This is a genomic window from Streptomyces sp. NBC_01426, from assembly GCF_036231985.1.
Classification (GTDB): Bacteria; Actinomycetota; Actinomycetes; order Streptomycetales; family Streptomycetaceae; genus Streptomyces.
On the sequence record NZ_CP109500.1, the window covers coordinates 2306617 to 2325694 of the forward strand.

Annotated in this window: 14 protein-coding genes; 3 read left to right on the forward strand and 11 right to left on the reverse strand. The window is 72.0% G+C overall.

From position 1 onward, the window contains the following. Positions 1–73: 73 nt before the first annotated feature. Positions 74–2194 (reverse strand): DNA gyrase/topoisomerase IV subunit B, encoded by a 2121-nt coding sequence (locus OG906_RS09955; protein WP_329441874.1) that lies wholly within the window; start codon positions 2192–2194, stop codon positions 74–76. Positions 2195–2639: 445 nt separating this feature from the next. Here OG906_RS09955 and OG906_RS09960 point away from each other — a divergent pair, with 445 nt between their 5' ends. Further along, positions 2640–2876, forward strand: a complete 237-nt coding sequence (locus OG906_RS09960; protein WP_030239625.1) for a DUF7455 domain-containing protein — start codon at positions 2640–2642, stop codon at positions 2874–2876. Between the two features lie 106 nt (positions 2877–2982). Here the strand turns inward: OG906_RS09960 and OG906_RS09965 are convergent, their stop codons facing one another. The 7 genes from OG906_RS09965 to OG906_RS09995 form a co-directional block, all read right to left on the reverse strand. Continuing rightward, positions 2983–3954, reverse strand: a complete 972-nt coding sequence (locus OG906_RS09965) for a serine protease (RefSeq protein ID WP_329441876.1) — start codon at positions 3952–3954, stop codon at positions 2983–2985. Between the two features lie 106 nt (positions 3955–4060). Further along, entirely contained in the window at positions 4061–5635 is a 1575-nt protein-coding gene (locus tag OG906_RS09970) for an RNA polymerase sigma factor (protein ID WP_329441878.1), read from the reverse strand. A 364-nt stretch (positions 5636–5999) separates the two neighbouring features. Then, complete coding sequence (locus tag OG906_RS09975) at positions 6000–6941, reverse strand: FadR/GntR family transcriptional regulator (RefSeq protein WP_329441879.1); 942 nt, start codon at positions 6939–6941, stop codon at positions 6000–6002. A gap of 150 nt (positions 6942–7091) precedes the next feature. After that, on the reverse strand, positions 7092–9074 hold the full coding sequence (locus OG906_RS09980; protein ID WP_329441881.1) for an ATP-binding cassette domain-containing protein: 1983 nt from the start codon (positions 9072–9074) through the stop codon (positions 7092–7094). Between the two features lie 197 nt (positions 9075–9271). Further along, complete coding sequence (locus tag OG906_RS09985) at positions 9272–10018, reverse strand: NUDIX hydrolase (RefSeq protein WP_267802477.1); 747 nt, start codon at positions 10016–10018, stop codon at positions 9272–9274. Between the two features lie 69 nt (positions 10019–10087). After that, positions 10088–12055 carry a glycogen debranching N-terminal domain-containing protein gene (locus OG906_RS09990; RefSeq protein ID WP_329441885.1) on the reverse strand — a complete coding sequence of 656 codons (1968 nt, stop codon included), beginning with the start codon at positions 12053–12055 and terminating at the stop codon, positions 10088–10090. Between the two features lie 188 nt (positions 12056–12243). Continuing rightward, a complete protein-coding gene (locus tag OG906_RS09995) occupies positions 12244–13506 on the reverse strand; it encodes a DUF4192 domain-containing protein (RefSeq protein WP_329441887.1) in 1263 nt (420 codons plus the stop codon). Between the two features lie 142 nt (positions 13507–13648). Here OG906_RS09995 and OG906_RS10000 point away from each other — a divergent pair, with 142 nt between their 5' ends. Together OG906_RS10000 and OG906_RS10005 are read left to right on the forward strand one after the other, a co-directional pair. Beyond that, complete coding sequence (locus OG906_RS10000; RefSeq protein ID WP_267827725.1) at positions 13649–15808, forward strand: RecQ family ATP-dependent DNA helicase; 2160 nt, start codon at positions 13649–13651, stop codon at positions 15806–15808. 214 nt (positions 15809–16022) lie between these two features. Beyond that, positions 16023–16652 (forward strand): hypothetical protein, encoded by a 630-nt coding sequence (locus OG906_RS10005; protein WP_329441890.1) that lies wholly within the window; start codon positions 16023–16025, stop codon positions 16650–16652. A 276-nt stretch (positions 16653–16928) separates the two neighbouring features. Here OG906_RS10005 and OG906_RS10010 read toward each other — a convergent pair whose 3' ends face one another. The 3 genes from OG906_RS10010 to OG906_RS10020 all read right to left on the reverse strand — a co-directional run bounded on the left by OG906_RS10010 (position 16929) and on the right by OG906_RS10020 (position 19014). Continuing rightward, entirely contained in the window at positions 16929–17576 is a 648-nt protein-coding gene (locus OG906_RS10010) for a hypothetical protein (RefSeq protein ID WP_329441891.1), read from the reverse strand. 42 nt (positions 17577–17618) lie between these two features. Continuing rightward, positions 17619–18329, reverse strand: a complete 711-nt coding sequence (locus OG906_RS10015) for a ribonuclease HII (RefSeq protein WP_267802482.1) — start codon at positions 18327–18329, stop codon at positions 17619–17621. 82 nt (positions 18330–18411) lie between these two features. Further along, entirely contained in the window at positions 18412–19014 is a 603-nt protein-coding gene (locus OG906_RS10020; RefSeq protein ID WP_329441893.1) for a TetR/AcrR family transcriptional regulator, read from the reverse strand. Positions 19015–19078: the final 64 nt, after the last annotated feature.

The following is a 19078-nucleotide window of genomic DNA, read 5'->3' on the forward strand; positions in this document are numbered from 1 at the left end:
TCTTCACTCCATCAGGTGATGAAGTGAAGAGCATTGGTGTGTAAGGGCGTTCAGCGAGTGGACGCCGGCCGGTTCAGGCGTCGATGCGCGAACGGTCCAGCGTCGCCGCCGAGCTGGTGATGAACTCCTTGCGCGGGGCCACCTCGTTGCCCATGAGCAGATCGAAGACCGACTCGGCCGAGTCGAGGTCGCCGATGTTGATCCGGCGCAGGGTGCGGAACCGGGGGTCCATCGTGGTCTCCGCGAGCTGGTCGGCGTCCATCTCGCCGAGACCCTTGTAGCGCTGGATGGTGTCCTTGTAGCGGATGTTCTTGCGCTGGTACTCCAGCAGCGTCTGTCGCAGCTCGTTGTCCGAGTACGTGTAGACGTACTTGTCCTGGCCCTTCTTCGGCTGGACGAGCTCGATCCGGTGCAGCGGCGGCACGGCCGCGAACACCCGGCCGGCCTCGACCATCGGCCGCATGTACCGCTGGAAGAGCGTGAGCAGCAGGCAGCGGATGTGCGCACCGTCCACATCGGCGTCGACGAGCAGGACGATCTTGCCGTACCGGGCGGCGTCGAGATCGAAGGTCCGGCCCGAGCCGGCTCCTATGACCTGGATGATCGCGCCGCACTCGGCGTTCTTGAGCATGTCCGAGACCGAGGACTTCTGGACGTTGAGGATCTTGCCCCGGATCGGCAGCAGCGCCTGGAACTCGGAGTTCCGGGCGAGCTTGGCCGTGCCGAGCGCCGAGTCCCCCTCGACGATGAACAGCTCGCTGCGGTCCACGTCGTCACTGCGGCAGTCGGCCAGCTTCGCCGGCAGCGAGGAGGACTCCAGGGCCGTCTTGCGGCGCTGCGCCTCCTTGTGCTGACGTGCGGCGATCCGGGTCCGGGCGGCCGCGACGATCTTCTCCATCACGGAGCGCGCCTGCTGCTTGTCGTCCCGCTTGGTCGAGGTCAGGAACGCCTTCAGCTCCTTGGCCACGACCGCCGAGACGATGCGGGTGGCCGCGGAGGTGCCCAGCACCTCCTTGGTCTGGCCCTCGAACTGCGGCTCGGCGAGGCGGACGGTGACGACGGCCGTCATGCCCTCCATCGCGTCGTCCTTGACCACGTCGTCCTCGGCCACGCGCAGCAGCTTCGCCGAGCGCAGCACCTCGTTCACGGTCTTGGCGACCGAGCGCTCGAAGCCGGACACGTGGGTGCCGCCCTTGGGGGTGGCGATGATGTTCACGAACGACTTGACGTTGGTCTCGTAGCCCGTGCCCCAGCGCAGGGCGATGTCCACGCCCAGCTCGCGGGTGACCTCGGTGGGGGTCATGTGGCCGCGGTCGTCCAGGACCGGCACGGTCTCCTTGAAGGTGCCCGTGCCGGTCAGGCGCTGCACGTCACAGACGGCCTTGTCCTGGGCCAGGTACTCGCAGAACTCGCTGATGCCCCCGTCGAAGCGGAAGGTCTCCTCGGTCTTGCCCGCGCCGTCGATGCCGCGCTCGTCGCGGACGACGAGGGTCAGGCCGGGCACGAGGAAGGCGGTCTGGCGGGCGCGCTGGTAGAGCGTCTCCAGATTGAGCTTGGCGTCCTTGAGGAAGATCTGGCGGTCGGCCCAGTAGCGGACCCGGGTGCCGGTCTTGCCCTTGGCGACCCGCTTGACCTTGCGCAGGCCGTTGGCGGGGTCGAAGGGACTGTCGGGCCCCTGCTCCGTGAACATCCCGGGGACGCCGCGGCGGAAGCTGATGCCGTGCGTCGAGCTGTTGCGGTCGACCTCGACGTCGAGGCGGGCGGAGAGGGCGTTGACCACGGAGGCGCCGACGCCGTGCAGGCCGCCGGAGGCCGCGTACGAGCCGCCTCCGAACTTGCCGCCGGCGTGCAGCTTGGTCATGACGACCTCGATGCCGGACAGGCCCGTCTTGGGCTCGACGTCCACGGGGATGCCGCGGCCGTTGTCACGGACCTCGACGGAGGAGTCCTCGTGGAGGATCACCTCGATGTGGTCGCAGTAGCCACCCAGGGCCTCGTCGACGGAATTGTCGATGATCTCCCACAGGCAGTGCATCAGGCCACGACTGTCGGTGGACCCGATATACATCCCGGGACGCTTGCGGACGGCCTCGAGGCCCTCGAGGACGAGCAGGTGCCGCGCGGTGTAGTTGGAACCGTCCCGGTCTGCTCCGGACAGCAGCGCGCTGGAAGGCACGGACGTGTCGGCGGTCACGCAGTTCGCTCCTCGCTGAATTTCTTTTCTGGCCCGGTCGGGCTCAGGGGTTCATCGGTTGCCGGTCAGAGGGTACCGAGGCCTGGTAGAGCCGATGCAACGCCACCCTCGTGGCTTCCACAGCGTAGTGCAGGCCCGCACGAGTGTTCGATCCCCCGTGGGGGTGAAGCAAACATCACGTTCCCTTCCAGGCATGAACCATTTAGTGTTCGGGCACGTCCTCATCAACAACCGGCACTCACGCCGGGGGGACTGAACTGCTACAAGCGAACGACTGACAACGCGAAACCGTAAAGCAACGCAATACGGCTCCTTCGCCGCCAACCGGCAACAGCCGGCCAGCTTCGGAAGGAAGTTTCGAAAGAAAGCCGCGAGCGGGAACGTTTTCGGCCTGGTTGGATGTTGACCCTGGTACGACAGCTCGTCGAGCTAGAGAAGAGGCGACGTGACTACTGTTCTGACACCCGCGACCCCGCTGACGGCCGCTGACCGATGCGACCGTTGCGGCGCCCAGGCATATCTGCGCGTCGTCCTGCTGAGCGGCGGTGAACTGCTCTTCTGCGCCCACCACGGGCGTAAGTTCGAGCCGGAACTCAAGAAGATCGCCGCGGAAATACAGGATGAGACCGAGCGGCTCACGTCCGCTCCGGCTGCGAATGCCGCCGACACCGAGGACCGCTGACACAGGCCTAGACCTCGCATCCGACGAGCAAGGACCGGCCAGGCCGGTCGACGGGCGACACCTCTGTGACCCAGGGGTGCCGCCCGTCCTCATGTCCGCCCCGCGTTCACTTTCCGAATGATCCCGTCCCCGCCGGCCCTCGGGATCCGGCGCTCGGGCCCCCTGCCCCCGCGCCGGGCCACACAGGGCCCGAGGAGCCCCTGGGGGCTCCCTCCGGGACCTCCCGCTCCCCGACCGGCCGCGCGCCCCTCTCGGAGCCGCTCACGAAGCCGACGAGCGGGGAGATCCGGGTGTACACGCCCGGGCTGTCGGCCCGCCCGCAGCCGCGCCCCCAGGACACGACCCCGATGAGCCGCCCCCGCGCCACGAGCGGTCCGCCGCTGTCTCCCTGGCAGGCGTCCTTGCCGCCGCCCCGGTCCCCCGCGCACACCATGGAGGCGGCCCGGTACTGTCCGTCCGCGTCCCCCGGGTACGCGTCCTCACAGACCCGGTCCGCGAGCACCTCGACCCGCGCGGCCCGCAGGCCGTACGCGTAGTCGCCGAACCCGCTGGTGTCCCCCCAGCCGTACACGGAGGCCTCGGTGCCCGCCTCGTAGGCCGGGTGGCCCTTCTCCGCCACGGGGAGCACCTGACCCGCCGGGACCGCCTCGGCGAGCTCCAGGACGGCGAGGTCGCCGGCGTTGCTCGCGGAGTCGTACGCCGGATTGACCCGCGCCGCGCGCACCGCGATCTCCCTGCCGTCCGTCGCGCGGAGCTCGGTGCGGCCCGTGATCACACGGAGGTCCGGCACGGATTCGACCGGGCCGCCGAGCACCTGGCGACCCAGGCAGTGGGCCGCCGTCACCACGGTCGTCGGGGCGACGAGCACGCCCCCGCAGAACTGGCCGCCCCGGGTACCCCCGAATCGGTCACGGCTGGCCAGGGCCACGACCCAGGGGCTGTCCGCCACCTTCACCGGCTGCCCGCCGATCACCACGCTGTCCGCGGCCGCCTGCGGCATCCGGGCCAGCGGCGCGGCGGCCGCTCCCGCCACCAGGGTCAGCGCGCCCGCCAGGGCACGGGCAAAGGGACGACGCATGAGGCCTCCTGACTCCGAGTGTTCATGACTCCACCCAGAGTGGGATGCCCGGTGACCATGCGCACCCGCGCGGCCACCGGGCGTACGCCCCTCGGCGTCGGTCCCGTCAGTCGAGGTAGTCGCGCAGCACCTGCGAGCGCGACGGGTGCCGCAGCTTCGACATCGTCTTCGACTCGATCTGGCGGATGCGCTCGCGGGTGACCCCGTAGACCTTGCCGATCTCGTCGAGGGTCTTGGGCTGCCCGTCCGTCAGGCCGAAGCGCATCGAGACCACGCCCGCCTCGCGCTCACTCAGGGTGTCGAGCACCGAGTGCAGCTGCTCCTGCAGGAGCGTGAAGCTCACCGCGTCGGCCGGGACGACCGCCTCGGAGTCCTCGATGAGGTCACCGAACTCGCTGTCACCGTCCTCGCCGAGCGGGGTGTGCAGGGAGATCGGCTCGCGGCCGTACTTCTGGACCTCGATGACCTTCTCGGGGGTCATGTCGAGTTCCTTGGCCAGCTCCTCCGGGGTGGGCTCGCGTCCCAGGTCCTGGAGCATCTGCCGCTGGACACGGGCCAGCTTGTTGATCACTTCGACCATGTGCACCGGAATGCGGATGGTGCGGGCCTGGTCGGCCATGGCGCGGGTGATGGCCTGCCGGATCCACCAGGTGGCGTACGTGGAGAACTTGTAGCCCTTGGTGTAGTCGAACTTCTCGACCGCGCGGATCAGACCCAGGTTGCCCTCCTGGATCAGGTCCAGGAAGAGCATGCCGCGGCCCGTGTAGCGCTTGGCGAGGGAGACCACGAGACGGAGGTTGGCCTCCAGCAGGTGGTTCTTGGCCCGACGGCCGTCCTCGGCGATGATCTCCAGCTCTCGCTTCAGCTTCGGCGCGAGCTTGTCGGAGTTCGCCAGCTTGTCCTCGGCGAACAGGCCCGCCTCGATGCGCTTGGCGAGCTCGACCTCCTGCTCGGCGTTGAGGAGCGGAACCTTGCCGATCTGCTTGAGGTAGTCCTTGACCGGGTCCGCGGTGGCTCCCGCCACGGCGACCTGCTGGGCCGGTGCGTCGTCCTCGTCGTCCGAGATGACGAAGCCCTTGTTCTCGCCGCCCTCCTCCTCCTCGGATTCGGACTCGGCCTTGGCCCCGCCCGGGCCTTCCTCGGTCGACTCCTCGTCGGCCTCGTCGGAACCCTTCTTGGCGGCGGTCTTCTTCGCGGCCGTCTTCTTCGCGGCGGTCTTCTTGGCAGGGGCGGTCTTCTTGGCCGCCGTCTTCTTCACCGCGGTCTTCTTGGCGGCGGGCTCGGTCCCGGGCTCCTCCGCGAGGGCGTCCGCGCTGTCCGGTTCGGCCGTCGCCGCCTCGGGAGCGGCGTCGGTGACGGTTCGGGCGACGGTCGTCTTGGTCGCGACGGTCTTGGTGGCCGTCCGCTTCGCCGGGCTCTTCGCTGCGACGCTCTTTCGGGTGGTGCGCTTGGGCGACTCCGCGGCACTGACCATCAGCGTCACACCCTCTTCCTCGAGGATCTGGTTGAGGCTGCGCAGAACATTCTTCCACTGGGTCGCAGGAATCTGGTCAGCCTCGAAGGCCCGACGCACGTCATCGCCGGCGATCTGCCCCTCGGCCTTGCCCCGCTCGATGAGCGCCATCACGGACTCGGAATCGGCGATCTCCGGCGGGAGCGTACGGGATGTGCTGGCCGACACGAACAACCTCTCGGAACGATGGGAACGGCTTCCGACCCCGGGCCTGGTGGTGCTGGACCGGAGCCGACGACCACCGACTGGGGATGGGCCGGGGGCGCGGGCAGGGGCCGGGGAGCTGTACAGCACCCGCAAGGGCTGCTGTCTTCCCTCCGTCGGCCATCACCACTTAAGTCATCGCGTGACGTCGCGGAGCGTTACGCCCAATCTTCGTGGCCCGAGTCACACCACTTTTCCGCCATTGCCGGGCATACGGTCATACGCGCGGATTCAGGGGCTTCGAACGCCCCCGCACACGGGTGTCGCCGGACCCGAACCGGGCCCGGCGACATGTGGTGCACCCCCGCGCCTGTGCGCGTCGAGCCCGTCAGTGCTCGCGCGGGGCCGGAACCACACGCTCGACCTCCGGATGCACCGTCAGGAGCTGGCGCATGGCGTTCTCGGCGCCCAGGGCGTCGCCGGCGGCGATGGCCTCGACCATCCGCGCGTGGTGGGCGACGCAGGTTTCGCTGGGGCGGTCGCAGGCGGTGACGGGGCTGCCGGAGACCTGGAGGGCGGAGGAGACGATGCCGGACAGGTGCTCCAGCATGCGGTTGCCCGCGACCTGGATCAGCAGCGCGTGGAACTCGTTGTCGGCGCGCGCGAAGGTGATCGCGTCCCCCTGCCCGAGGGCGTGACCCATGATCTCGACCATGTCGGCGAGGCGCTGCTGGATGTCGGGGCGACCGTGTCCGGCGGCGAGGCGGGCGGCCAGCGGTTCGATGGTCCAGCGGAGCTCGTTGAGCTCGCGGCGCTGGTCGTCGCGCTGGGGGCCGAAGGCACGCCATTCGATGATGTCGGGGTCGAGCAGGTTCCAGTCGGCGACCGGGCGGACCCGGGTGCCGACGTTGGGTCGGGCGCTGACGAGGCCCTTGGCCTCCAGTACGCGCAGGGATTCGCGGACGACCGTGCGGGAGACCTCGAAGCGCTGGCCGATCTCCTCGGGGACCAGCGGGCGATCCGCGCCGAGGTCGCCGGAAACGATCATCTGGCCGAGCTGCTGGACGAGTTGGCCGTGCAGCCCGCGGCCGCGACTTCCGGTGGCGCGGCGGCCCACACGGCTCAACTCGATGTCGGCGCCGTCCCAGTGGGGCGGTCCGACCCGGTCGGCCCCCTGGGTCTCCCCGTAGGGGTAGCGGTCGAGATCGCCCGAGCCGGCGAGGCCGGAGTCGGCGTGGCGGGCGGCGGTCATCATGGCGTGCGCAAGGGTACTCACGAATCCTTTGTCGGTCGTGCTCCCATCACCCTTGAGGTCTTTGGTGAAAAGCACACGAAAGGGTGATCGGTGCCACCTACGCAATTGACGACTTATCGTAAAGAACCGGGCCTTTTGCGGGGAGTTGCGGTCCTGTCGTGTTGGTACGGAACAGATCGGTCACATTGGTGATCGTCTCGATCCGAAACGATCACCCGCGGTCATTCACCAGCGGACTCGGCTGCGCAGTCCTGTGAACCCATAGGCGCACAACAGGACCATCAACGACAACACCAGTGCCGTACCGACGGGTTGGGCCATCACCCGCAGGGCGCCCGACACCAGGCGGTCCGCCTCCGGCGGCCACTGGGCCCAGGACAACTCGCGCAGCCGGGAGGCGAGCCCGTCCGTCGGGTGGGCGGACGGTCCGTGCAGCGACTTGCGCACCAGCGGTACGACCATCACCGGCACGACGAGCACCGCCGCCAGGCCGGCCGCCGCGGATCGGAAGACTCCGGAGGCCAACACCCCGGCCCAGGCGCAGCCGATGAGCAGCCCGGCCCAACTCGCGGCCGGGGCGATCCACTCCACCGGCCGGTCGAGCGGGCCGGAGTCGAAGACCAGCCTGAGGGCCGCGGCGTCCGCGGTGACGGCCAGGCCCCCGAGCAGCAGGGCGAGGGCGGCGCAGACCCCGAGCTTGGCGGCGAGGAGGCCCATCCGCCGCGGGACCGTGCCGCGGTCCGCCGACAGGGAGGGGTAGCGGTACTCCTCGCCGAAGGCCAGGGCGCCGAGCAGCCCGGCGCCGAGCGCGGCGGGCGGCAACGGCAACGACTGCGGCCAGGCGGCGAGCAGCCGGTTCTGCGGGGTGTGCCCGAGCCGGGCGAGGACCAGCGCGATCGCGACGGAGACGACGACGACCGCGGCCGCGGTCAGGAGCGGGGTAGCGGTGCCGAACGCTCGGATCAGTTCGTAGCGCAGGGGGCGCAGCGGGCCACCGACCCGACGCACCGCCCGGGCGGATCGCCCGGAGCCGGTCCGCGGGGGCCGACCGGGCCCGGTCCTGCCCTCGGCGGCGGGGAACGGGGTGATCCCCGACCCCGTTCCCGACCCCGTCGCCGACCCGGCTCCCGGCTCCGGCTCCACGCCGACCCCGAGTCCCGACGCCGACCCCACGCAGACCCCGAGTCCCGACCCCGGCTCGGCCTCCGGCCCGGGTTCGACACCGGGACCGGGGCCGGTGGTGGCGCCCGCGTCGGCGTGGGTGGCCGCCACGGCCGAGGCGTGGGCGGTCGTACGGGCCTCCGAGCGGGCCTGTGGGACGGGCGGGACCGGCGTTCCGGTGTCTCCGGTCTCGTCCGCGAGTTGGTGGACCAGCACTCCGTGTCGGAACGCCGCCTCCCCCACCTCCGCGCAATTGCTGCCGTAGACCGACAGGCGGCTTCCGCTCTCCGCGACGATCTCCACCACGCGCCGGGCCGCCCGGGCCTCTCGGCCGAGGACGTCGGCGAGTCGGGCCGCGTGCGGGGTGCGCACGGCGACGCGAGGACGCAGTCGGGTTCGTGCGAACTCCGCCGCGTCCTGGTCCGCGACGAGCCGGCCGGCCTTGATGGAGACGACCCGGTCGGCGTTGCGGGCGGCTTCCTTCGCGTCGTCGGTGGTGAAGAGGACCGCGCCGCCGAGGGCGGCGTGTCCGCGCAACAGCTCGTACATCCAGCTTCGTTCGCGCGGTGAGAGCCCGGCGGCGGGTTCGTCGAGCAGCAGGGTGCAGGGGTCCGCCAGCAGCGCCGCGGCGAGTGCGACGCGACGCTCCATGCCGAGCGAGAGCGAGCCGAGCCGCTGGTCGCGCAAGCCGCCGATGCCGACGACCTCCAGCATGGTGTCGGCTCGCGACGCCGGAACCCCGTAGGCGGCGCACAGCATCCGCAGCTGGTTGAGGACCGTACGCGCCGGATGGCCGGGGACGTCGCCGAGCAGCACGCCGACCTCACGGCCGGGGTCCGCGATCCGGTGCAGCGGGCGGCCACGGAAGTAGGTGATGCCGCGGCCCGGTTCGAGTTCGAGCATGAGTCGCAGCGCGGTGGTCTTGCCCGAGCCCGGGTCGCCGAGCAGGGCGGTCACGCACCCGGGGCGGGCCTCGAAGGTGAGGTCGTCCACCAGGGGCGGGAGTTCTCGACGGGGTGTACTGGTGAGTCCGATGGCCTGGAGCATCGCTTCTCTCGCGGGGTGTGAGACCGCTCTGCGGCAGCATGAGTACCGCAAGCAAGATAACGCGATATGTCCGATTTTCAACGCAGGGCGACCTCAGGCGCGTCGGTGTCGGCGACCTCAAGGACCACGGTGCCCACGCCCGGGTCCCGGTCCCGGTCCCGGGCAAGGCGGGGGCCACTCGCCGGGACCGTGGGGCGTCAGACCTCCGGACGCAGCATCGGCGGGTTGAGCAGGGTCGCTCCGCCCGCTCGGAACAGTTGGGCGGGCCGGCCTCCCTGACGGGTCGTCGTCCCCCCGGCCGGCACGAGGAACCCGGGGGTCCCGGTGACCTTGCGGTGGAAGTTGCGCGGGTCGAGTGCCACGCCCCACACGGCCTCGTACACCCGTCGCAGCTCGCCGACGGTGAACTCGGGAGGGCAGAAGGCGGTGGCCAGGGAGGAGTACTCGATCTTGGATCGCGCCCGCTCGACGCCGTCGGCGAGGATGCGTTCGTGGTCGAAGGCGAGCCCGGCGGGAGCCGCCCCGCCCGCCGCGAGGAGTTCGTCGACGGGGGCCCAGCGGGCGCTGTTCGCGTCGCCACCCGCGCGAGGCGCGGGGAGATCCGGTGCCAGCACCAGGTGAGCCACGCTGACCACCCGCATCCGGGGGTCGCGCTTCGGGTCGCCGTAGGTGGCGAGCTGTTCGAGGTGCGCCCCGTTGTCCACGTCCGGCACGGCCGGGTCGTGGGCGCACAGGCCGGTTTCCTCGGCGAGTTCCCTGGCCGCTGCGCCGGCGAGGTCCTCGTCATCGCGTACGAAGCCTCCGGGCAGCGCCCAGCGTCCTTGGAACGGCTGCTCACCCCGTCGGACGACCAGCGCGCAGAGCGCGTGACGCTGCACGGTGAGCACGACCAGGTCGACGGTGACGGCAAAGGGCGGGAAGGCCGACGGGTCGTAGGGCGACATGCCGCGATCATAGTCGTCTGCCTGACGATAAACAGAGCTTTGGTGATCCCGGCGACAGTGATCCGAAACTCAGCCTCCCAGTTGGAGCGCATCGGCGGCCTCCTCCACCATCCCGAGGCCGAGGCGGCTGACCCGGACGCCGAACGGTTGCTCGGACACCCGCAGGCCCGAGAACCTCAGGGAGCCGAGCGGGGCGCCGGGGAGCGGGTGCAGGGCGACCGTGCCGGCGGGGGCGTCCGGGCGGATCCCGGCGAGGGCGACCAGCGCGTGGACGCCTCCGGCGGCGGCCACGGCGGCCGGCCGGCAGGCCGCGGGGTGCGGGAGCGGTGCGCTGCCCGTGGTGCGCTGCTCGGCGGCGTACATCTCCGGCAACCGGTACCCGAAGGTCTCGGCGGCGTCGAGAAGTCCCCGCAGCAGTCCGGCGGCCTCTTTCTCGAAGCCCGCCTGGGCCAGGCCGGAGAGCGCGACGACGCTCTCGTGGACCCGTACCGCCCCCGAGCGGTGCCCGAACGGATTGTGGCCGGGCTCTCGGCTCGCCATGCTCCGCAGGCCCCATCCCGAGTCCATCGCGGGTGCTCCGAGGAGCCGGGCCAGTTGCTCGGTGCGCGTGCGGTCCAGCAGGCCAGGGGCCGTCCGGCCGCCGCTCAGCAGCCCGGTGTCCAGCAGGTGCGCGGCGGCGCCTGTCAGACGGGGAAGGGGGCGGCCGTCGGGATGCAGGGCCGCCGCGGGACGCCCGCCGTCCGGGCCGTCGATCCAGAACTCCGCCCGGAACATCTCCCGCAGCCGGGCCGCGCGATCCCGCCATTCCTCGGCGCCGGGTCGCCCGCATCCGGTGAGGAGGTCGGCCCCGAGCAGCGCGGCCCGGTGTACGTGGGCCTGGGTTTCGCAGCGTCGTGGACCCGGGTCGGGGTCGGCCAGGAACCCGTCCTCCCCCAGCGCTCCGCGGAGCCATTCCAGGCAGCGTTCCGCGGTGGGCAGCAGCCGGGCCACCTCCTCCTCGGGCAGACCCCAGAGTCGGGCCTCGGCGAGGACCACGGGGAAGGCGAGCGTGGCCTCGGTCCCGGTGCATCCGGGCGGCAACTGCGGTCCTGCCCCGCGCAGCGGTCCCGGGATCATCCCGGCTCCGGGTCCGCGCCCCTCGACCTGGCTGCGGGCGAGGACGCGCAGGGTGGCCGCGGCGAGCCCGGTGCCGAGCGGCAACGCCATGCGGGCGGCCCACAACGACTCCGCCTGCGCCAGGCCGAGCCGCCAGGGCGCTCCCGCCGCGACGAAGGCGTCGCCCGGCTGATCGGGGTCTCTCAGCAGCAGCGCGCCGAGGTCTTCCACGCTCGTCCGGAACCATGCCTCGACTCTCGGGTCGTCACCCTCCGCCCGGGCTTCGGCCAAGGGGTTGGCCACCTGGCCGGCCGACGCCCGCGCGGTGCGGTCCCGGCCGGTCCGCAGTTCGATGGTGCGGGCCTCGCCAGGGCCCAGTTCGAGTTGCCAGCGCAGCAGTCCGGACGAGGCGAGCGCGTCGTCGGGGGCGGGTTCGGCGGTGATGACGGCCTGGGTGCCGCCCGTGCTCCAGCGCAGCCCGGCCGCGTGCACGGCGGCGGGGAGCTCGGGCCCGGCGCGGCCTGCGGCGATCGCGGCCAGTTCGGCCAGGTCGGTACCGAGCGCCAGCTCCACGGGGAGGCGTACGGAACGGGCGGCGTAGCTGCGCAGGGTGATCCGTTCGGTGCCGTCGGCGTGCCGGACTCGCTCGACGCCGATGTCGGGGTCGGGACCGGCCTCGGCTCCGGTGCGGACCGTGGCGGTGAAGGCGGCCCGGTCGGCGCCGAGGCTGCGCCCCTGCACCGCCACCGGGTCCCTGCCGCCGACGCGCAGCACGCATCGGGAGAGGATCCGCAGCCCGGCGCGGTAGACCCCGTCGATCCCCCGCCCGGTCAGCTGGCCGTGCTCGGGCGAGATGGCCAGGCACGGTGCGGCGAGGCAGATGACGGCTCCGTGCACGGGCGGCAGCTCGGGCCTGCGGGCGGGTGGTACGGGGTGGGCCATGCGTCGCCTTGTCTGCGCTCCGGTCGGTTTCGCTGGGCGGCGGCGCGGCCGGGCCCCCACCACCCCACAGCTGAACGCCCTCACCCCCGCCCGGGTCACGGGCTCCGGCGGTGGCTGTCCCCGGCGTGGGTCCGGTGGGCGACCGAGGGCGCCGCGCAGTCGTCGCAGCAGAGGGCCCCGGTCGCGAATCACTGCTCGCTCCTCGTGGTGGGGCGGGCGTCCCCGCGCTCGGCCTTGGTGCGCCGTCCGGGTGGGCGGCCGGCTCCGACCGGTCGCTTGCGTCGGGGCTCCCTGCGCCGTCGTTCCTCGCGCAGGCACTGCCGCAGGCCCTCCGGGTCGATGCCCTCGTTGCAGGCGTGGTGGAGCAGTTGGGCGAAGCGGTAGTCGGCGTCGGCGCGCAGGGCCAGGTCGAGCGCGATGCGGGCGGTCGGTTCGTCCCCGGTGGACCAGGAGACCCATCCTGCGAGGGTGAGCGGGGCCGCGGCGTGCTCGGCGTAGATCCCGACGCAGCGCCGGGCCAGGGCGCGCCACAGGCGCAGCGCGGGCCCTGCCTCCTCGCCCTCCATCCATTCGGCGGCGATGTCGCGGATCTCTCGGTCCTGCAAGCCGATGATCACGGCGGCCGCCTCGTCGTGTCCCAGCAGCGCGTCGTCCCGGTCGTCCCCACCGGAGCCCGTCTCCGCAGGCGGGGGCGACGTCATGCGCCGCATGAGGGTCCGGGCCAGGGTGATGGTCTCGGCGCCGATCTCCTCGCGCGTGGCTCCGTCGAGGATCTTCGGCACCAGGGCGACGGAGGCCCGTTCCAGCGCCGCCTCCTGTTCCCTGGCCGCTGCTCCGCGCAGTGGGGTCAGCCTTCCCTCGATCTCCTTCAGGGAGCCCCTGACCTGGAGTCCGGCGAAGGTGGCGGCGGCAGCCATCACGGAGGTGCCGGGCATGACCAGCGGGTTGCCCTCGGCCGGGCAGCAGCGCGCGTCGGGGCAGACGTAGGACCAGTAGCGGCCTTCGGAGAGGCACAGGGCCTCCAGGACGGGCACGTCCAGCGCCCCGCAGGCCACGCGGAGTCGTTGGGCGAGGGGCCGCAACCGAGTCATCACGCGCTGTCCGCTCTCTCCGTCGCGCGGGTCGTGGCAGAGGAAGACGACGATGCCGTCGGGCTTGCCGCCGCGTCGTTCGCTGCCCCGGACCAGGGTTTCGGCGACCTGTCGGGCTGTTTCCTCCCATTCCGTCGGTGCGGCGGGAATCCCGACGCGCAGCCGACCGCCGAAGCGCCCGCCCTCGCCGTGGACGGCGACCATGACGAGGGAGTCGGTCGGGTGGAAGCCGAGCATGTAGGGCAGCGCGTCGGCCAGTTCCGCCGGGCTGCGCAGGGTGATCTGGGATTCGATGGACGGTCCGGACGTGCCCTTGGACGGCTGGTCGGACGGGCTTGGTACCGCGTGGTTGGTCGTCATGCGTCGACGGTCCCGTGCGGGGGCGAATCGCGAAACCCCTGTGGATAACTCCCCGAATCAGACCTAACTGGTCCAATCTTCAATATCCACAGGCCGGGGCCGGCATTGGCGCGATGTCGGCGCCATCAGGTTGCATGGGGGCATGAACCCAGACCTGAGGTCCTCAGCCGATTCCGTACTCGCCCGCCTGGTGGGCGATCCGACGGGCACCGCTCGGCTGCGCGAGGACCAGTGGCGGGCGATCGAGGCCCTCGTCGCGCACAAGCGGCGAGCGCTCGTGGTGCAGCGCACGGGGTGGGGCAAGTCCGCCGTGTACTTCGTCGCCACTTCCCTCCTGCGGGCGAGCGGCGCCGGCCCCACCGTGATCGTCTCGCCGCTGCTCGCGCTGATGCGCAATCAGGTCGAGGCCGCCGCCCGGGCCGGCATCCGCGCCCGCACGATCAACTCGGCCAACCCCGAGGAATGGGAGGGCATCCAGGCCGAGGTCGCCGCCGGCGAGGTCGATGTCCTGCTGGTGAGCCCCGAGCGACTCAACAACCCGGACTTCCGCGACCAGGTCCTCCCCAAGCTCTCGGCCGCGACGGGCCTGCTCGTGGTCGACGAGGCCCACTGCATCTCCGACTGGGGCCACGACTTCCGCCCCGACTACCGCAGGCTGCGCACGATGCTGGCCGATCTCCCTCCGGGGGTTCCGGTACTGGCCACGACCGCCACGGCCAATGCCCGGGTCACCGCCGACGTCGCGGAGCAACTGGGCACCGGCGCCGGCACGGACGCACTCGTGCTGCGGGGCGCGCTGGACCGGGAGAGCCTGAGCCTCTCGGTGCTCGCCCTGCCCGACGCCGCGCACCGGCTGGCGTGGCTCGCCGACCACCTCACCGACCTTCCGGGGTCCGGGATCATCTACACCCTGACGGTGGCCGCGGCCGAGGAGGTCACCGCCTACCTGCGCCACCGCGGTCACACCGTCTCCTCGTACACCGGCAAGACCGAGAACGCCGACCGCGAGCAGGCGGAGAACGATCTCCAGGCCAACCGGGTCAAGGCGCTGGTGGCCACCTCGGCCCTGGGCATGGGCTTCGACAAGCCCGACCTCGGCTTCGTGGTGCACCTGGGGTCGCCCTCCTCTCCCATCGCCTACTACCAGCAGGTGGGCCGCGCCGGCCGCGGCGTGGAGCACGCGGAGGTCCTGTTGCTGCCGGGCCGGGAGGACGAGGCCATCTGGCAGTACTTCGCCTCCGTGGCCTTCCCGCCGGAGGAGCAGGTCCGCCGCACCCTCGACGTGCTGGCCCAGGCGGGCCGGCCGCTGTCGTTGCCCGCCCTGGAGCCGCTGGTCGATCTGCGCCGCACCCGCCTGGAGACGATGCTCAAGGTGCTCGACGTGGACGGCGCGGTGCACCGGGTCAAGGGCGGCTGGACCTCGACGGGCGAACCGTGGGCGTACGACGCCGAGCGCTACGCGTGGGTGGCCCGTCAGCGTTCCGCCGAGCAGCAGGCCATGCGCGACTACGCGGCGACCGACGGCTGCCGCATGGAGTTCCTGCGCCGCCAGCTCGACGACGAGGAGGCCGCACCCTGCGGCCGGTGCGACAACTGCGCCGGGGCCCGGTTCACCGCCGAGGTCTCCGGCACGGCTCTGGACACCGCCCGGGGCGAGCTGGGGCGTCCGGGCGTGGAGTTGGAGCCGCGCAAGATGTGGCCGACCGGGCTCGTGGCGGTGGGCGTGGACCTCAAGGGCCGGATCCCCGCCGGGGAGCAGTCCGCCACCGGCCGGGCGCTGGGACGCCTCTCCGACATCGGCTGGGGCAACCGACTCCGCCCGATGCTCGCCCCGCAGGCCCCCGACCAGCCCGTTCCGGACGATGTCGCGCAGGCCGTGGTGGCCGTCCTGGCCGACTGGGCGCGGGGGCCGGGCGGCTGGGCCTCCGGGGCCGCGGACGCCCCCGCCCGTCCGGCGGGTGTGGTCTGCCTGCCGTCGCGCTCGCGTCCCCAGTTGGTCGGCTCGCTCGCCGCGCGGATCGCGGAGATCGGGCGGATGCCGTTGCTGGGCTCGCTCGCGTACACCGACCAGGCACCGGAGTTCGGTCTGCCTTCGTCGAACAGTGCCCAACGCGTCCGGGGACTCCACCAGGCCTTGACGGTGCCTCCGGCCCTCGCGGCGACACTGGCCGAGACTCCGGGTCCGGTTCTCCTCGTGGACGACCGCGCGGAGAGCGGTTGGACGCTCGCGGTGGCTGCCAGGCTGCTTCGCCGGGCCGGTGCGAAGGGGGTGTTTCCGCTGGTACTCGCGCTCCAGCCGTAACGGATGCGTCATCCTCGGCGTGGCGGGGCAAGGATATGAGCGGCATACCGGCGAATTCCGGTCGGCGGCCGCAAATGCTCATTGCCCCATCCTCGCGGGCCACGCGAGAATCGGAGTGCTCCCGCTCGGCTCGCCGGCACTCTCCAGGGCCGTGCTGCGGCGCGCCCGCATCCCAGCCGTGCCCGTACGCGGGCGTGTACCCGAAGGGAGGACCGTGACCTTCGGTTTCGCCCCGAGCTCCACCACGTCCCTGACAACGGCCACCGGCGGCGCCATCCGGCACGGAAGACTTCTCGAACCGGCCGAGTGGACGTCGGCGGGGGTGCCCCTGCTGACCAATCCCCGCGAGATCGTCACCGGCCTGCACGCCCGGCACGGTCCGGTGCCGACCACCGCGGTGATCGCCGTCCTCGGTCCCGACGAACGCCTGGTCGCCAGCGCCTCGTTCGTCCAGCGGACGGCCTCGGCGGACGGCTGGGAGTACCGCAACGCCCTGCTGTCGCGGTTGCGCCGCGTGCTCCCGCACGACCTGCGTCGACGGACGCCGGTGCGGACGGCGGTGCTGATGTACTGCCGGGACGGCGACGAGCGGTGGACCGAGGAGGACGGGGCCTGGATGTGGGGGCTGCGCGACGCCTGCACGCTGCACGGGCTGCGTTGTGGCGCCTACATCACGCTGACGCCGGGCGGCTGGCAGGTCCTGGGTGAGGATCGTGGCGGGCGGCGGCCCGGATCAAACTCCCGGCCGGAGCCGCTGGGCTCGACCGTGGCGGAGTTCGCCCCGATGAGCCTGCGGACCGGCGGCGGCGCGGCCGAGGCGCTGCGGCGTACCGCCGCGCGCTGAATCGGGCGTACCGCGCATCGCACGCCCGAGCACGGAACGCGTACCCGCGCGGCATCCGCAGGACCGCGACATCCGCGCACCCGCGACTTGCGTGCACCCGCGGAATCCGTGCACCCGCGCTCGGGTCCGCGTACGCCGCGTGCGCGGACCCCACCGACCACAGACCAGTGGCCTGCGACCCGGTGGGGTGCGCGCACGCGCACGCGGACGGGTCCACGACTTCAGCGGGGCCGCCTCACGGCGCGCCCCGCCCCCGTCCTCACCGGGGCGCGGGCGTCAGACGCCCGCGCCCAGCACGGAGTTGATCCGCTGCGCGTCGCCGCACACGATCAGCAGCGTGCCGGCCCGGGTGAGTGCGACGGGCAGCGTGCGGGCGGTGTCCTCGACCGATCCGCCGTTGACCGCGAAGACCACGACGGGGCGGCCGGCGGCGCGCTGGACCTGCGCCGCGGCCGCGTAGAAGACGTCGTCCCCGGCGTCGTGCTGGGCCCAGTAGGCGGCCTCGCCGAAGGACAGTTCGTGCGCGGCCCACGGGTGCGGGTCGCCGGTGGTGAGCACCAGGATGTCGCCGGGCGCGCGCCCGGTGTCGAGCAGCAGGTCCACGGCCTCCTCGGCCGCGTCCAGCGCGCCCTCGGCGGATGCCGGGATCAGCTGGACCTGCGGGACCGCCTCGGAGACGGACGGGACGGGGGTTTCGGGGGCCGCGGGAACGGGTCCGGGGGTGGCCTGCGCCGCGCGCTGCGCGGGCGGGGCGGGTCGGACGGGACCGGGGCGTCCGGGCCGGGGTACGGCGGCGGGACGCGGACCAGGTACGGGGCGGGGGGTCTGCGCGGTGCGGCTCGCGGCCGGCGTGACGCGGGGACCCTGGGCACTCTCGTGAATCTGAGGCTCCTCGGTTGAGAGGCTTGAGTTGACATCTTTCAAACACCGGTACGAAACGTACCGGCGGGTGGCACGTGGACGCGATCAGAAATCGAACCCGAGTTGGCCTCCGTTTTCCAGCTCCACGCTCTCCTCGCTGCGCCGCACCTTTTTGAGGTGCCGCCAGCGGGGCAGCGCGTCGAGGTACGACCACGAGAGCCGGTGGTACGGGGTGGGCCCCAGCTCCTCCAGCGCCGCCCGGTGCACGGGCGAGGGGTAGCCGGCGTTGGCGGCGAAGGCGAAGTCCTCGATTCCGCCGCCCTGTTCGGCCAGGTCGGCCATCATCCTGTCGCGCCGGACCTTGGCGATCACCGAGGCGGCGGCAACGGCGACACAGGACTGGTCCCCCTTGATCACCGTCCGGACCCGCCAGGGCGAACCGAGGTAGTCGTGCTTGCCGTCGAGGATCACCGCGTCGGGTCGCACCGGCAGGGACTCCAGGGCTCGCACCGCGGCGAGCCGCAGGGCCGCCGTCATCCCGAGTGCGTCGATCTCCTCGGGGGAGGCGTGCCCGAGCGCGTGCGCGGTGACCCAGTCCTCCAGGACGTCGAGGAGCGCGTCGCGTCGCTTGGGGGTGAGCAGTTTGGAGTCGGTCAGTCCCGCGGGCGGCCGGCGCAGACCGGTGATCGCCGCGCACACGGTGACGGGACCGGCCCAGGCCCCTCGTCCGACTTCGTCGACCCCGGCTATGACCTTGGCGCCGGTGGTTGCACGGAGGGAGCGTTCGACGGCGTGGGTGGGTGCTTCGTACGGCATGGCGCCAGCAAGGGTACGCCGCCCCGCGCCCCCTGCACACCCCGCCCCGGGCCGGAGCGCGCGGCGAGACGGGTCGGGGCGTTCACGGTCGGAGCATCGGCACCACGACGCGGTCGATCAGCTCCGCGATGTCCGGGTCCTCCCATTCGCTTCCGTACACCTTTGCGCGGTACATGAACATGGCCGGGATCACGTCGGTGACGAACGGAGCCGCCGCGTCCACACGCACGTCACCCCGCTTGATTCCGCGCTCCACAAGATCCCTGATCAGGTCTTGAGCGGGTTCGTGCAACCCCTTCCAGATCACTCCCCGGAAGCGATCGGCATGGATGTGATCGCATTCGTGAAGCACCGCGCGCAAGGCCTCACCGGCCCGGGACCTCATCACGTCACGCATCCGCACACACAGACGGTGGAGGTCCTCGCGCACCGATCCGTGATCCTCGATCTCACCCAGTGACGGCAATCCGGCCCGCAGCACCTCCACGACCAGTTCCGCCTTCGACGGCCAGCGCCGATAGACAGCCGCCTTCCCGGTGCGGGCGCCCGCCGCGACGCCCTCCATCGTGAGCGCGTTCCAGCCGACGGTGCTCAGTTGCTCCAGGGCCGCGTCGAGAATCGCCCTCTCCAGCTCCGGACCCCGTCTGCGCCCGGGCGCGGCCTCCGACCAGCGTGAACCCGTCATGCCCCCACCTCCCACCGTCCCGTGCGTGCCCGTCGCACGAATTTTCAGCCTTAGTGAACGCTTG

Coding starts and splice junctions, on each gene's coding strand:
- OG906_RS09965 (WP_329441876.1), bottom strand. CDS start 3,954: ATGCGTCGTCCCTTTGCCCGTGCCCTGGCGGGCGCGCTGACCCTGGTG.
- OG906_RS09980 (WP_329441881.1), bottom strand. CDS start 9,074: ATGCTCCAGGCCATCGGACTCACCAGTACACCCCGTCGAGAACTCCCG.
- OG906_RS09985 (WP_267802477.1), bottom strand. CDS start 10,018: ATGTCGCCCTACGACCCGTCGGCCTTCCCGCCCTTTGCCGTCACCGTC.
- OG906_RS09990 (WP_329441885.1), bottom strand. CDS start 12,055: ATGGCCCACCCCGTACCACCCGCCCGCAGGCCCGAGCTGCCGCCCGTG.
- OG906_RS09995 (WP_329441887.1), bottom strand. CDS start 13,506: ATGACGACCAACCACGCGGTACCAAGCCCGTCCGACCAGCCGTCCAAG.
- OG906_RS10000 (WP_267827725.1), top strand. CDS start 13,649: ATGAACCCAGACCTGAGGTCCTCAGCCGATTCCGTACTCGCCCGCCTG.
- OG906_RS10015 (WP_267802482.1), bottom strand. CDS start 18,329: ATGCCGTACGAAGCACCCACCCACGCCGTCGAACGCTCCCTCCGTGCA.
- OG906_RS10020 (WP_329441893.1), bottom strand. CDS start 19,014: ATGACGGGTTCACGCTGGTCGGAGGCCGCGCCCGGGCGCAGACGGGGT.